The sequence below is a fragment of the Erwinia rhapontici genome (assembly GCF_020683125.1).
Lineage (GTDB): Bacteria > Pseudomonadota > Gammaproteobacteria > Enterobacterales > Enterobacteriaceae > Erwinia > Erwinia rhapontici.
On record NZ_CP085627.1, the window covers coordinates 4,523,090 to 4,535,980 of the forward strand.

Below are 12,891 nucleotides of genomic sequence, written 5' to 3' on the forward strand. Positions count from 1 at the left end.
ACCCTTTTTTATTCATCGTCAGAATGCCCATCAGGCCATAACGATCACGAGCACTTATACACCTGACCACTCATTTTGCTGTCGAGCGGTGCAAAGTTAGACCAGATGTTCTGGGTTGGGCTGGTGGCACCATAAATGACGTTACCGCCCATCTCTGCCGCACGATTACGCAGATCGTTGGCTGCGCCGCGCAGTGAACTGCCTTCGCCACCAGAACCTGAGAACCAGTTACTTTGCGCGCCGGTCACGTTGCCCAGCAACTGGCAGCTACTGGCCGGTTGTTGATCGGTAAAGGTGACACGTTCGCCCGCAGAACTCAGCGTGTTAGAAGAACTACAGCCTGCCAGCAGCAGGGCCGCCACAGAGAGCCCCAGCAAGTTAATCCGCATTATAATCCCCATTTATTATCATCAGAATCAGGCCCGGGCGTAACGGAAATCAATACGATCTCCCATCCATCCTTGCCCCATAACCCTATAACCAGGTTAGCTTTGCGCCATTACTTATACTATTTTCCCCCAAAAAAGAAAAACCCCCTGTCAAAGACAGAGGGTTTTTACTCACGCGAGGCGGGGGATTACATCATTCCGCCCATGCCGCCCATACCACCCATGCCGCCTGCGCCTAAATCAGGCGCATCGCCTTTAGGCAGATCAGTCACCATACATTCGGTAGTGATCATCAGGCCAGCAACAGAAGCCGCGTACTGCAGAGCAGAACGGGTCACTTTGGTTGGGTCCAGGATGCCGAAGTCGATCATGTCGCCGTATTCTTCGGTCTGCGCGTTGTAACCGTAGTTACCTTCGCCTGCTTTCACGTTGTTAGTCACAACAGATGGCTCTTCACCGGCGTTAGCAACGATCTGACGCAGTGGGGATTCCATTGCGCGCAGCGCAACTTTGATACCCACGTTCTGGTCTTCGTTCTGGCCACGCAGTTCAGACAGTTTAGACGCCACGCGTACCAGTGCAACACCACCACCAGCAACCACGCCTTCTTCTACTGCTGCACGGGTAGCGTGCAGAGCATCTTCAACGCGTGCTTTCTTCTCTTTCATTTCAACTTCAGTCGCTGCGCCCACTTTCAGAACGGCAACGCCGCCTGCCAGTTTCGCGACACGTTCCTGCAGTTTTTCACGATCGTAATCAGAAGTTGCTTCTTCGATCTGCTGACGGATCTGAGTCACACGGCCGTTGATCGCCACTTCTTCACCGGTACCATCAATGATGATAGTGGTGTCTTTGTTGATCACAACGCGTTTCGCCTGGCCCATATCTTCCAGACCTGCTTTTTCCAGTTCCATACCGATCTCTTCTGAGATTACGGTACCACCGGTCAGAACAGCGATGTCCTGCAGCATGGCTTTACGACGGTCGCCGAAACCAGGAGCTTTAACCGCAGCCACTTTCACGATGCCGCGCATGGTGTTCACCACCAGCGTTGCCAGCGCTTCGCCTTCAACATCTTCAGCGATGATCAGCAGTGGTTTACCGGCTTTCGCAACGGCTTCCAGCACTGGCAGCATTTCACGGATGTTGGAGATTTTTTTGTCAGCCAGCAGGATGAATGGAGATTCCAGCTCAACTGCGCCAGTTTCTGGCTTGTTGATGAAGTAAGGGGACAGGTAGCCACGGTCAAACTGCATACCTTCAACCACGTCCAGCTCGTCTTGCAGACCGGTGCCTTCTTCAACAGTGATCACGCCTTCTTTGCCCACTTTTTCCATCGCCTGAGCAATTAACTGGCCCACGGTTTCATCGGAGTTAGCAGAGATGGTACCGACCTGAGCAATCGCTTTAGAGTCAGAGCAAGGCACAGACAGTTTTTTCAGCTCTTCAACCGCGGCGATAACCGCCTGGTCGATGCCGCGCTTCAGATCCATCGGGTTCATACCCGCAGCGACGGCTTTCAGGCCTTCGGTGATGATGGACTGTGCCAGTACGGTAGCAGTGGTGGTACCGTCACCCGCAGCGTCGTTAGCTTTGGAAGCGACTTCTTTCACCATCTGAGCGCCCATGTTTTCGAACTTGTCTTCCAGCTCGATTTCACGCGCAACAGAAACACCATCTTTTGTGATGGTCGGTGCACCAAAAGATTTATCCAGAACCACGTTACGGCCTTTCGGGCCCAGGGTAACTTTTACTGCATCTGCCAGTACGTTCACACCGCGCAGCATTTTTACGCGCGCGTCATTACCGAATTTTACGTCTTTAGCTGCCATTTTATCTTTTTCCTTAAATTCGTTACGTTCAGTGAATTACGCGTTAATTACGCTTCAACAATCGCCAGAATGTCGTTTTCTGAGATGATCAGAACTTCTTCGTTGTCGATTTTTTCAGTTTTCGCGCCGTAGCCTTCGCTGAAGATGACCACATCACCTACTTTCACGTCCAATGGCTTCACTTCGCCATTTTCCAGGATGCGACCGTTGCCAACAGCCAGGATTTCGCCACGAGTAGATTTACCCGCCGCAGAACCGGTCAGCACGATGCCACCTGCAGATTTGGATTCAACTTCTTTACGCTTGACGATAACACGATCGTGCAATGGACGAATTTTCATTGTTAGCTCTCCTTTGAGAAGTCCAATCAGTTTTGGGATGAAAGCCGGGCTGCATTGGCTACCGGCCTCGTGACGGAAGAGATGCGGCCGCCGAGGAGGCCTTTCAAGGGCCAGAAGTAATTTTTTTTGTTAACTGCCTCTTTAGGTGTTTTTTTGTACATCCTGTTCGGCAGGCAAAAAAAACGGCGCCCCGTCAGGAAAGCGCCGTGATTGACGGGCAAAACATTAACGCCTGTCGTCGTTGCGGTCATGCTCAATCAGATTCGATTCTTTACGCTCGTATTCACCATCAACGGTAAACCCGCTATCAGGCGCAGCGCCCCCACCGCCCCAGACTTTCAGATGCGGCATCAGCTTCAGCGTCAGATGCTTTTGTACCGGAGGCAACAGCAGCAGCAGACCAATGAAGTCAGTAAAGAAGCCTGGCAGTAACAGCAGGAAACCCGCCAGCACCAGCGAGACACTCTTGATCATCTCTGCCGCCGGGCTTTCGCCCGCATTCAGCTTCTGCTGCATCAGCATAAAGTTTTTCATCCCCTGGTTTTTCACCAGAGAAATGCCAATGCAGGAAGTGAAGATCACCAGTAGCATGGTCATCAACACGCCCATCACATGGGCAACCTGAATGAAGAGAGAAATCTCGATCCATACCAGGGCAAATATTACTAAGAACGGTAACCAGCGCACCGTATTCTCCTGTATCAATGGCCCCCCTGCAGAGTGCACGGCGGCATAAAATGGCGATCGTAGTGACCGATAGTATAGAAGGTGGGAGCGAGGACCCCCTTTTTCAACGGGAAATGTTGAAATAGATGCGACACCTTTCATTGTGAGTACGATCACATATCATTGAAACTGTTTGATATGGCAGGCAGTTTAAGTGATCTGGCTTCAGGCTTTTGCATCACGACAGAATATGATCGTGCTCGGTGTGACGCAAACAGATAAAATCTTGCGGCAGCCGTTCTCCGGCCCGATATTCTCTGGATGTCGACCGCAGAAACAGGCACTTAAATTGTGATGATTTTACCGGTATTCCTTTAAAGAAGGTTCTCATGACTAATAACATTCGTATCGAAGAAGACCTGTTAGGTATGCGTGAAGTCCCCGCGGATGCTTACTACGGTGTTCATACTCTGCGTGCGATTGAAAACTTCTATATCAGCAACAACAAAATCAGTGACATCCCTGAATTTGTACGCGGTATGGTCATGGTTAAAAAAGCGGCGGCGCTGGCGAATAAAGAGCTACAAACTATCCCGCGCAACGTGGCAAACACCATTATCAGTGCCTGTGATGAAGTGCTGAACAACGGCCGGTGTATGGATCAGTTCCCGATCGACGTTTACCAGGGGGGGGCGGGCACCTCGGTAAACATGAACACCAACGAAGTGCTTGCCAATATTGGCCTCGAGCTGATGGGGCATCAGAAAGGGGAGTATCAGTACCTCAATCCGAATGACCACGTAAACAAATGCCAGTCCACCAACGATGCCTACCCAACCGGGTTCCGCATCGCGGTTTACAGCTCCATTTTGAAACTGCTGGACGCTATCGGCCAGCTGAGTGAAGGCTTCCAGCGGAAAGCGGTGGAATTTAACACCATCCTGAAAATGGGCCGTACCCAGCTTCAGGATGCCGTGCCGATGACACTTGGCCAGGAATTCCATGCCTTTAACGTGCTGCTGAATGAAGAGATCCGCAGCATTCTGCGCACCGCCGAACTGCTGCTGGAAGTCAACCTGGGCGCGACCGCCATTGGTACTCGTCTGAATACACCGGACGGCTATCAACAGCTGGCCGTACAGAAGCTGGCAGAAGTCAGCGGCCTGGCCTGCGTGCCGGCAGAAGACCTGATCGAAGCCACCTCCGACTGCGGTGCCTACGTGATGGTGCACAGTTCGCTGAAACGCCTGGCGGTTAAGCTGTCGAAAATCTGTAATGACCTGCGTCTGCTCTCCTCCGGCCCACGCGCTGGCCTGAACGAAATTAACCTGCCGGAATTGCAGGCGGGCTCTTCAATTATGCCTGCCAAGGTTAACCCGGTCGTCCCTGAGGTCGTCAATCAGGTGTGCTTCAAGGTCATCGGCAACGATATTACGGTGACGATGGCTTCTGAAGCGGGCCAGCTCCAGCTGAACGTGATGGAACCGGTCATCGGCCAGGCGATGTTTGAGTCCATTCATATTTTGACCAACGCCTGCTACAACCTGCTGGAAAAATGCGTCGATGGCATTACCGCCAACAAAGCGGTGTGCGAAGCCTACGTGTTTAATTCCATCGGTATTGTCACCTACCTCAACCCGTATATCGGCCACCATAATGGCGATATCGTCGGCAAGATCTGCGCCGAAACCGGTAAGAGCGTGCGGGAAGTGGTACTGGAGCGAGGTTTACTGACCGAAAGCGAGCTGGATGATATTTTCTCTACGCAGAACCTGATGTTCCCGGTGTACAAAGCAAAACGCTATACCGATGAAAACGAACAATAACAGACCGGATATCTAACTTTTTAAGGCACGTTGTTCACCCGAACACCGTGCCTTTTTACTTTTCACAGCACACAAAATTTTAACGGTTTATTAGCAAAAAAATTAAGGAACACCCTATGTTATTACCTGAGCTTATCGTCGTCTTTGCCGCGATCTATCTGGGAAGCCGGCTGGGAGGGATCGGCATCGGCTTTGCCGGAGGTCTCGGGGTGCTGATTCTCACCCTGGGATTTCAAATCAAACCGGGTGCCATCCCGTTCGACGTTATCGAAATCATTATGGGCGTTATTGCCGCTATCGCCGCGATGCAGGTTGCCGGCGGGATGGATTATCTGGTCAATCTGGCCGAGCGGCTGTTGCGTAAACATCCGCGCTATATCACCCTGCTGGCACCGCTGGTGACTTATGTGATGACCCTGCTGGCGGGGACCGGGCACACCGCGTTCTCCACGCTGCCGGTGATTGCCGAGGTGGCCAAAGAACAGGGCATACGCCCTTCCCGTCCGCTGTCGATTGCCGTGGTCTCTTCGCAGATTGCCATCACCGCCTCGCCAATTTCAGCGGCCGTGGTGTTTATGGCGGGCATCCTCGAACCCAAAGGCATCAGCTACCTGATGCTGCTGGCGGTTGCGATCCCCTCCACGATGGCGGCTATCTTTATCGCTGCGCTGCTCACCAACTTCCTTGGTAAAGAGCTGAAGGATGATCCGGTATATCAGGCCCGGCTGGCAAAAGGCGAAGTGGCCCTGCGTGGGGCCAGCAAGTTTAAAGAAAAACCGGGAGCCAGGCGCTCAGTACTGTTGCTGCTGGTCGGCATTGTCGCCGTGGTACTGTACGCCACCGCGATCAGCGATGCGGTTGGCCTGATTCAAAACCCGGTGCTGCCGCGTAATGAAGCCATCGTGGTGTTTATGTTGACCGTTGCCGCGCTGATCTGCTTAACCTGCAAGATTGATACCGGTGAAATTCTCAGTGCCAGCACCTTTAAATCCGGCATGAGTGCCTGCGTCTGCGTACTCGGCGTTGCCTGGCTGGGGGATACGTTTGTCAAAGCCCACATCGGCGATATCCAGCAGGTGGCAGGTGAGTTGCTGCACGATTATCCATGGATGCTGGCTGTGATCCTGTTCTTTGCCTCAACGCTGCTTTACTCGCAGGCGGCAACCACCAAAGCGCTGATGCCGGCAGCCCTGATGCTGGGTGTTTCCCCGGTCACTGCGGTGGCATCATTTGCGGCGGTATCCGCTCTCTTTGTGCTGCCGACCTACCCTACGCTGCTGGCCGCGGTGGAAATGGACGATACCGGCTCCACGCGTATCGGCCGTTTTGTGTTTAACCACTCGTTCCTGATCCCTGGCACGCTGGCCATTGTGCTGTCGGTGGCGTTTGGTTTCCTGTTGGGTGGCATTATTCTCTAATCTCTCCCCGGGCCGATCGGAAAAAATGATCGGCCCCTGGATCCTGTAGAGGCCGACCTGCCCGACCCCGGCCCCCCGAAACTCACGGTGCCATGCTATCATCTCCCTTTGCCGTCCGGCCGGTCCCACATGGAGAGAGCAAGACCCGTTATGACTCAGCGACTTATCCCCTTTATTTTCCTGCTGTTTGCCAGCCTGTTCAGCGTGAACGCCAGCGCGTCGCTGTTCGGCCACAACAACAACAGCCAGTTTGTGACGGTCAATCAGGCCTTCGCTTTTGATTTCACACAAAAAAACGACATTCTCACCCTCAACTGGCAGATCAAACCGGGCTACTACCTGTATCGCCAGCAGATAAATATCAGCGTGCAGGGCGCGACGCTCGCCGAGTGGAGTCTGCCCGCAGGCAAACCGCATGAAGACGAGTTCTATGGCAAAACGGAAATTTATCCGGACAGCCTGACGCTGCCTTTCACCCTCAGGCAAGCCGCTGCAGGCGCGCAAATGACGGTGGTCTATCAGGGGTGTGCCGCAGCGGGATTTTGTTATCCGCCGGAGACACGCACCGTGCCGCTGGATGCAGTGGCGGCGCATAGCACGCCGGAAGCCACACCGGTACCTGCCACTGCCTCAGAGACGTCCGGCAGCAACAGCTTGCCCTTCTCACCGCTGTGGGCACTGCTGATCGGCATTGGCGTAGCGTTCACGCCCTGCGTACTGCCGATGTATCCGTTAATCTCGGGGATTATCCTCGGCGGCAATCGCCGCTACAGTCTGGCTCGCCTGTTTGCGCTGGCGATGGTCTATGTACAGGGCATGGCGCTGACCTACACCCTGATGGGCATTGTCGTGGCGGCCGCCGGGCTACGCTTCCAGGCCGCGCTTCAGGCACCCGCCGTGCTGATCGGACTTTCTGTGCTGTTTATTCTGCTGGCCTTGTCGATGTTTGGCCTGTTCACCCTGCAACTCCCCTCTTCATTGCAGACCCGTCTGACGCTGTGGAGTAACCGTCAGCAGGGCGGCTCACTGCCGGGCGTCTTCCTGATGGGTGCGCTGGCCGGGCTGATTTGCTCGCCCTGCACCACTGCCCCGCTGAGCGCTATCCTGCTGTACATCGCTCAGAGTGGCAATATGCTGGCCGGTGCCGGAACGCTGTATCTGTATGCGCTGGGTATGGGTCTGCCGCTGGTCGCCATTACGCTGTTCGGCAACCGCCTGCTGCCGAAAAGTGGCCCGTGGATGCAGACGGTAAAAGAGGGTTTTGGCTTTGTGATCCTGGCTCTCCCGGTCTTCCTGCTGGAGCGGGTGGTCGGCGACACCTGGGGATTGCGCCTCTGGAGCCTGCTGGCCGTCGCCTTCTTCGGATGGGCGTTTATCAGCAGCCTGAAAAGCCAGCGTGGCTGGCTGCGCGTGCTGCAAATTCTGCTGTTAGGCATCATGTTGATTGTTGCCCGTCCCTTGCAAGATTGGGCGTTTGGCAGTGCTGCCCAGCAGGAAGCGGGCCCACAGTTAACGTTTACCCGCATCAGTAGCGTTGAGCAGCTCAATCAACGGCTAACAAGCAATGCGGGCGGCAACCTCACGATGCTCGACCTGTATGCCGACTGGTGCGTGGCCTGCAAAGAATTTGAGAAATACACTTTCAGCGATCCGCAAGTGCAGGCGGCCTTTGGCCACATGCAGTTATTGCAGGCAGATGTCACTGCCAGTAACGCCAGCGACAGCGCCCTGCTGAACCATCTGAATGTCCTGGGCTTGCCCACCCTGCTTTTCTTTGATGCACAGGGCCATGAAATCCCGGGCTCACGCGTGACCGGGTTTATGAAACCGGCGGCGTTTCGGGCGCATTTGCAGAAACTGGCACAGTAAACGACACTAGATTTTGATAAAGCTAAACGAGGAGAAGGACGTGCAGCGTGAACAGGTACTGGAACAGGCTCTTGGCATCCTTGAGCTGAACGGACTCGCCGCCACCACTTCTCTTGCCATGATGGCGGAAGAATTGGGATGCAGCGAACAAGAACTTCAGCGCTTCTGGCCGGATCGCGATGCGTTGCTGTATGACGCGCTACGCTATCACGGGCAGCAGATTGAAGTCTGGCGACGTAAGCTGCTGCTGGATGACAGCCTCAGCCCGCAGAAAAAACTGATGGCCCGTTATCAGGTGCTGGCAGAAGCCGTCAATAATCAACGCTATCCCGGCTGTCTGTTTATTGCCGCCTGTAGTTTCTACCCGCAACCGGACCATCCGATCCACGAAATTGCGGAACTGCAAAAACAGGCATCCTGGCAATATACTCATGCCCTGTTGAGCGAGCTGGAAACCGATAATCCTGAGCTGGTGGCACATCAGATGGAGTTGATTCTGGAGGGCTGTCTGTCCCGTCTGCTGGTGAAGCGCAAGGTGCAGGAAGTGGAAAACGCCCGCCGCCTGGCAGAAGACGTACTGACCATTGCTTTGTGCCGCAAAAATGGGGCGTTAAGCTAAAGCACTTTGCCGTATCAGGGTAAAAAGCAGGCAGTCGGCAGGATTTTACGACTTTTTTATGACAAAGCCGTTGACGCCGAACGGCCTTTACGGTTTAATGCGCCCCGTTGCCCGGATAGCTCAGTCGGTAGAGCAGGGGATTGAAAATCCCCGTGTCCTTGGTTCGATTCCGAGTCCGGGCACCATATTTAGAAGAACCCGCCTGTGGCGGGTTTTTTGCTTTCTGCGCTACGGACTCTCCATCGAACTGCGTTCGATTACTCGTCTCATCCATGAGACTCGCCCCTCCGGGGCTGGCGCTGAAGCGCCATGCAAAAACGCTCCCGGCGTTTTTGTCCGAGTCCGGGCACCCTATTTAGAAGAACCCGCCTGTGGCGGGTTTTTTGCTTTCTGGGTTACAGACTCTCTTTTCCTTTTTCCTGACTCAGCAAGAAGTAACGCTTCTGCAACTGCTCCAACGCCATTTCCGTCTGCCGTTTCTGTATATCAGAAGAGCTGACCGAGTAAAGACGCAGCTGTTCTTCAACCGGGATCGATCGGTTAAACGCCTGCCTTGCGGTGTATATCACCGACTTCAGTTCGCTGACCGTAATGTATTTCCCGCGCTCGCTGTCGAGCGTATTCAGCTTCGCACTCAGTTGCTGCAACTGCGACATGCCCTTATGCCAGCCGCTCATCACATCTTCGGGTAACGCTGCCGCATTGAGCTGCTGTTGCCATTTCAGTACCAGCTGTTTCGCCACCTCATCTTCAGGCTTGAATGACTGCAACTGGTTGATTAACCCCTGGCCGTAGGATAAAGACCAGTCAGGGCTGTAGCCCTCTACCCGCTCCAGCTGCTGCTGCGTTTGCTCAACAAAGTTTTCCGCCAGTTGAGGCTGACTCTGAAGCAAAGCCTGACGCTGAGCGGGCGATAACGGGGTAGCAAGAGGCATAACGGACGCTTCCAACTGCAACAACAGCGGAGCCGGAGGAAATACCTTATCCCAGCCCAGCTGTACCGCGCTGCCCAGCACAAGCATGACGCACATCCCCGCCGCAAAGGGCTTCCAGGGCATATTGTTAAACGGTATCTGCATCGCTGCCTTAGACTGCGCCACATAGACCCATCTCACGGGTTCCTCAGTTTCCTTCGGTGATTCTGCAACCGGCTCGGGTAACACCACGTCCAGCTTAGCCACCGTACTACTGGTCCCCTTCGCCAGAGGAGTTCCGCCGACTGACGTACTGTTTTTTCCCGCCACGTCACTGTTTTCCAACCGAATGGCAATGCTGTGCATCAACGTGGCCAGTACATCAAACTGACTCAGCTGTTTTAATTCCCGCCTATCCAATACTTCATTCAGACGCGCGAGCAGATGCTCGGCCTGGTACAACTGACTGAGGTTAAGATCGCTGTAGCTAATCGGAAGCGTGCGCATCAGTTGCTGGATACGTCGGCTCAGGCTACTGAGGATGTCCACCCGCGCGTGTCCCTGCTTAGGCCACAGCGTTTCCCACTTATGGCTAATCAGGGCCTCGAGGATCGCCAGGCCTTCGTTCAACCCGGATAACCCGGCAAGTTGCATGCGAACCTGGGTATACCAGGCGGCTGTCTGTAATTCCACACCGTTGCGTTCAAACAGTGCCAGGCACAATTTTTGTACCCGAGTCCAGTCCACGTCCGGCCGTGCAGAATGAGCGAACTTACTCATTTCATCGTTCAGGGAAATATAGTCCGGCAGCATAGTCGGGTCACCGCCGGTTTTCAAATAACGTTCAGATAATGGGTTCATAGTGGGCTTCTGAGTTGAGAAAATGTATTTATCTATTTAAGAAAGTTCAAAAAAATTATCGTGTTAAATAAGAACAATCAGACAAGCGCACCACAATAACTGCATGCACTTCCTTCCTCAAAAATAATAATATTTTTTGAACCACTTATTGATATACAATCGGAAACCCTTACTAAGAAAATAGTCATCGCTACATATTCTGACAGTGTTCTGGGAAACAGGCTCACGAAAACTCCTTTTATAAGTTAAATCCTATCATTCCATTAAATATCCCAAAAAATACCCCATCGATTATTCATAACAGGGTTTTAATATCAAGATATTGTGTCATAAGATGACGGATCAGCACCAAAACCTGGGGCATGAGTGCCCTTTTGGCTGTGTTAAACAGAGAGATTAACGGCAGGAGGAACAGATATGAGACGTTGCAAGATTAGGCAGTGAGGAATTGCACGATAGCCACAATAAGCATCAGGCCGACACCTATCACCATTATCCAGCACAGCGCGTAAAAAGGATGATTGTTGCCGTGTCTTGCAATCAAACGCAGCTCGTCAGTCGAAAAAAACCGTAATGAGCGTCGAAAGACGATGAGATAGGCAATACAGTAAAGCAGCCACAAGAATGGCGTCAGCCGGGCCAGATCGCGCCCGCCAGTCAAAAATAAACATAATGGGATAACAAAGAAGAAGATGGCGGCCAGGTTATCCCGACGTTTCAGTTTCTCCCTCCACCGGGCATCGTTCTCTTTAACGGTTTTCTTACTGGGTAACATTGTTACTCTCCTCCTTTGGAACCATTTACCTTCACTTTATTAACGTATCTGCCTTGATCCAGGCAACAAGGGGAGAGCCTTTTGCATTGATGTAACCCACATTCACCCATTGATTATCAGGTGAACGTTGTATGATTTTTATTTCATCCCCCGCCACCAAATAGGCCTTAGATTGACTGTGTTCATCTGCACGGGTGAATAATAAGGCTTTGGACTCTATCGATGCGGCCACCGTCAGGCTATTTACGTAATGGGCTATCTGGCTGCGAACGGCCTTTGCCGATAATTTATTTAATGTAGCCAGTTGCTGGTAGTCATTAATATTACCTTTCCCCGGCACGTCACAACGCATAATATTCATTACCCGGGCATTTTCCATCAGGGCGAAATCCCCTTTCGACTCACGCAGCGTAGGGCGCATTGCGGTAAAGTTAAACGTGTCTGCGTTGGGTTTTTCTGAACTGGCGAGGATATCTTTGCCGCCGACCCACGTGTAACCACACGCCTCACCGCTCCAGTCACTGGTGATACAGCCATTCTTCATATCAACCACACTGCAATAGGCGCGGTCGCTCCAGGTCACCGTACCATCTTCCTGCCACAACTCCCCACCAGAGATGCTGTTGACGATCAGATAACGCCCGGTGGGGGACACCTGGGAAGAACCGTCTTCAGTGTAATAACGGTCCTCCTGGCTGAGGTCTGCCTGCATATTTTTAGTAGAGAAGACGATTTTCCCCCATGTGGTGGCATCGTAATGCTCCCCTTTTTTCGCCTGAGAAAAGGTTAATACGCCCCCTTCAGGAGAGGTAATCATCACCCCGGCATGACTTATTCCAGAAATTAAAAGAGAGAACACAAAACAACTCACATAACGATGCTTCATCATCCACTGACCTTGAATGAGTAAAAAAGGAGGGAGGAAGATACCACTCTTATGATGCGCTTACACGATTGCCCGGAGATGAATCGCAACATGTTCATGAAGGCAGCTATCATCGTAATGACTCCTTTTTTGTTTTCCACCTTCGGACGATCACCTCCCCGCGTTATTGACCGCTTTACTTTAAATGTTCTACTATTTGGCCGCTTCGGAATCTTCTTATAACAATATCCTTACAGAGTCTGAATGCGCTTTCGCATCATATTTAACTACCCGTTACTAATAGAATTAACCCTGTAAATCACACGATCCAGGCATATCGTCGCCTTAAATACGTAACAGGCAGGTAACGTTCTAACTAAAGACAAATTTTTATATTGCCGTAGAGAGCTGCACATAAAAACACTACGGCTTGTAGGCGTTATTTCGCGATAAAAATTTAATTTTTCGGAAGTTATTGCATAGTCACGCGCAATGATAATAATTGTCGTTATCTTT

General features: G+C 52.5%; 11 protein-coding genes and 1 tRNA gene. 5 read left to right on the top strand and 7 right to left on the bottom strand.

What is annotated here, in order from left to right; all coding sequences use genetic code 11:
- Positions 1-44: 44 nt before the first annotated feature.
- The 4 genes from LJN55_RS20915 to LJN55_RS20930 all read right to left on the bottom strand — a co-directional run bounded on the left by LJN55_RS20915 (position 45) and on the right by LJN55_RS20930 (position 3,249).
- Positions 45-389 (bottom strand): DUF4156 domain-containing protein, encoded by a 345-nt coding sequence (locus LJN55_RS20915; protein WP_227535189.1) that lies wholly within the window; start codon positions 387-389, stop codon positions 45-47.
- A 188-nt stretch (positions 390-577) separates the two neighbouring features.
- Positions 578-2,221, bottom strand: a complete 1,644-nt coding sequence (gene groL / locus LJN55_RS20920) for a chaperonin GroEL (protein WP_133842581.1) — start codon at positions 2,219-2,221, stop codon at positions 578-580.
- Between the two features lie 47 nt (positions 2,222-2,268).
- Entirely contained in the window at positions 2,269-2,562 is a 294-nt protein-coding gene (locus LJN55_RS20925) for a co-chaperone GroES (protein WP_133842582.1), read from the bottom strand.
- A 225-nt stretch (positions 2,563-2,787) separates the two neighbouring features.
- The gene (locus LJN55_RS20930) at positions 2,788-3,249 is read right to left on the bottom strand and encodes an FxsA family protein (protein WP_133842583.1); all 462 of its coding nucleotides are present in this window, start codon (positions 3,247-3,249) and stop codon (positions 2,788-2,790) included.
- A gap of 368 nt (positions 3,250-3,617) precedes the next feature.
- Here LJN55_RS20930 and aspA point away from each other — a divergent pair, with 368 nt between their 5' ends.
- The 5 genes from aspA to LJN55_RS20955 all read left to right on the top strand — a co-directional run bounded on the left by aspA (position 3,618) and on the right by LJN55_RS20955 (position 9,145).
- A complete protein-coding gene (gene aspA / locus LJN55_RS20935; protein WP_133842584.1) occupies positions 3,618-5,054 on the top strand; it encodes an aspartate ammonia-lyase in 1,437 nt (478 codons plus the stop codon).
- Positions 5,055-5,170: 116 nt separating this feature from the next.
- Entirely contained in the window at positions 5,171-6,472 is a 1,302-nt protein-coding gene (locus LJN55_RS20940) for an anaerobic C4-dicarboxylate transporter (RefSeq protein WP_167864317.1), read from the top strand.
- A 150-nt stretch (positions 6,473-6,622) separates the two neighbouring features.
- Positions 6,623-8,341 (top strand): protein-disulfide reductase DsbD, encoded by a 1,719-nt coding sequence (locus LJN55_RS20945; protein ID WP_227535190.1) that lies wholly within the window; start codon positions 6,623-6,625, stop codon positions 8,339-8,341.
- A gap of 40 nt (positions 8,342-8,381) precedes the next feature.
- On the top strand, positions 8,382-8,960 hold the full coding sequence (dicD, locus tag LJN55_RS20950; protein ID WP_133842587.1) for a division control transcriptional repressor DicD: 579 nt from the start codon (positions 8,382-8,384) through the stop codon (positions 8,958-8,960).
- Positions 8,961-9,069: 109 nt separating this feature from the next.
- Positions 9,070-9,145: transfer RNA gene (locus LJN55_RS20955), tRNA-Phe, on the top strand.
- A gap of 210 nt (positions 9,146-9,355) precedes the next feature.
- On the opposite strand, the gene LJN55_RS20960 is transcribed toward LJN55_RS20955, so the two are convergent.
- The 3 genes from LJN55_RS20960 to LJN55_RS20970 form a co-directional block, all read right to left on the bottom strand.
- Entirely contained in the window at positions 9,356-10,735 is a 1,380-nt protein-coding gene (locus LJN55_RS20960; protein WP_227535191.1) for a VasL domain-containing protein, read from the bottom strand.
- 433 nt (positions 10,736-11,168) lie between these two features.
- Positions 11,169-11,510: a hypothetical protein gene (locus tag LJN55_RS20965; protein ID WP_227535192.1), complete on the bottom strand. Its 342-nt coding sequence runs from the start codon at positions 11,508-11,510 to the stop codon at positions 11,169-11,171.
- A 31-nt stretch (positions 11,511-11,541) separates the two neighbouring features.
- Positions 11,542-12,399: a hypothetical protein gene (locus tag LJN55_RS20970; RefSeq protein WP_227535193.1), complete on the bottom strand. Its 858-nt coding sequence runs from the start codon at positions 12,397-12,399 to the stop codon at positions 11,542-11,544.
- Positions 12,400-12,891: the final 492 nt, after the last annotated feature.

Coding starts and splice junctions, on each gene's coding strand:
- LJN55_RS20925 (WP_133842582.1), bottom strand. CDS start 2,562: ATGAAAATTCGTCCATTGCACGATCGTGTTATCGTCAAGCGTAAAGAA.
- LJN55_RS20945 (WP_227535190.1), top strand. CDS start 6,623: ATGACTCAGCGACTTATCCCCTTTATTTTCCTGCTGTTTGCCAGCCTG.
- LJN55_RS20915 (WP_227535189.1), bottom strand. CDS start 389: ATGCGGATTAACTTGCTGGGGCTCTCTGTGGCGGCCCTGCTGCTGGCA.
- groL (WP_133842581.1), bottom strand. CDS start 2,221: ATGGCAGCTAAAGACGTAAAATTCGGTAATGACGCGCGCGTAAAAATG.
- LJN55_RS20965 (WP_227535192.1), bottom strand. CDS start 11,510: ATGTTACCCAGTAAGAAAACCGTTAAAGAGAACGATGCCCGGTGGAGG.
- LJN55_RS20970 (WP_227535193.1), bottom strand. CDS start 12,399: ATGATGAAGCATCGTTATGTGAGTTGTTTTGTGTTCTCTCTTTTAATT.
- aspA (WP_133842584.1), top strand. CDS start 3,618: ATGACTAATAACATTCGTATCGAAGAAGACCTGTTAGGTATGCGTGAA.
- LJN55_RS20960 (WP_227535191.1), bottom strand. CDS start 10,735: ATGAACCCATTATCTGAACGTTATTTGAAAACCGGCGGTGACCCGACT.
- LJN55_RS20940 (WP_167864317.1), top strand. CDS start 5,171: ATGTTATTACCTGAGCTTATCGTCGTCTTTGCCGCGATCTATCTGGGA.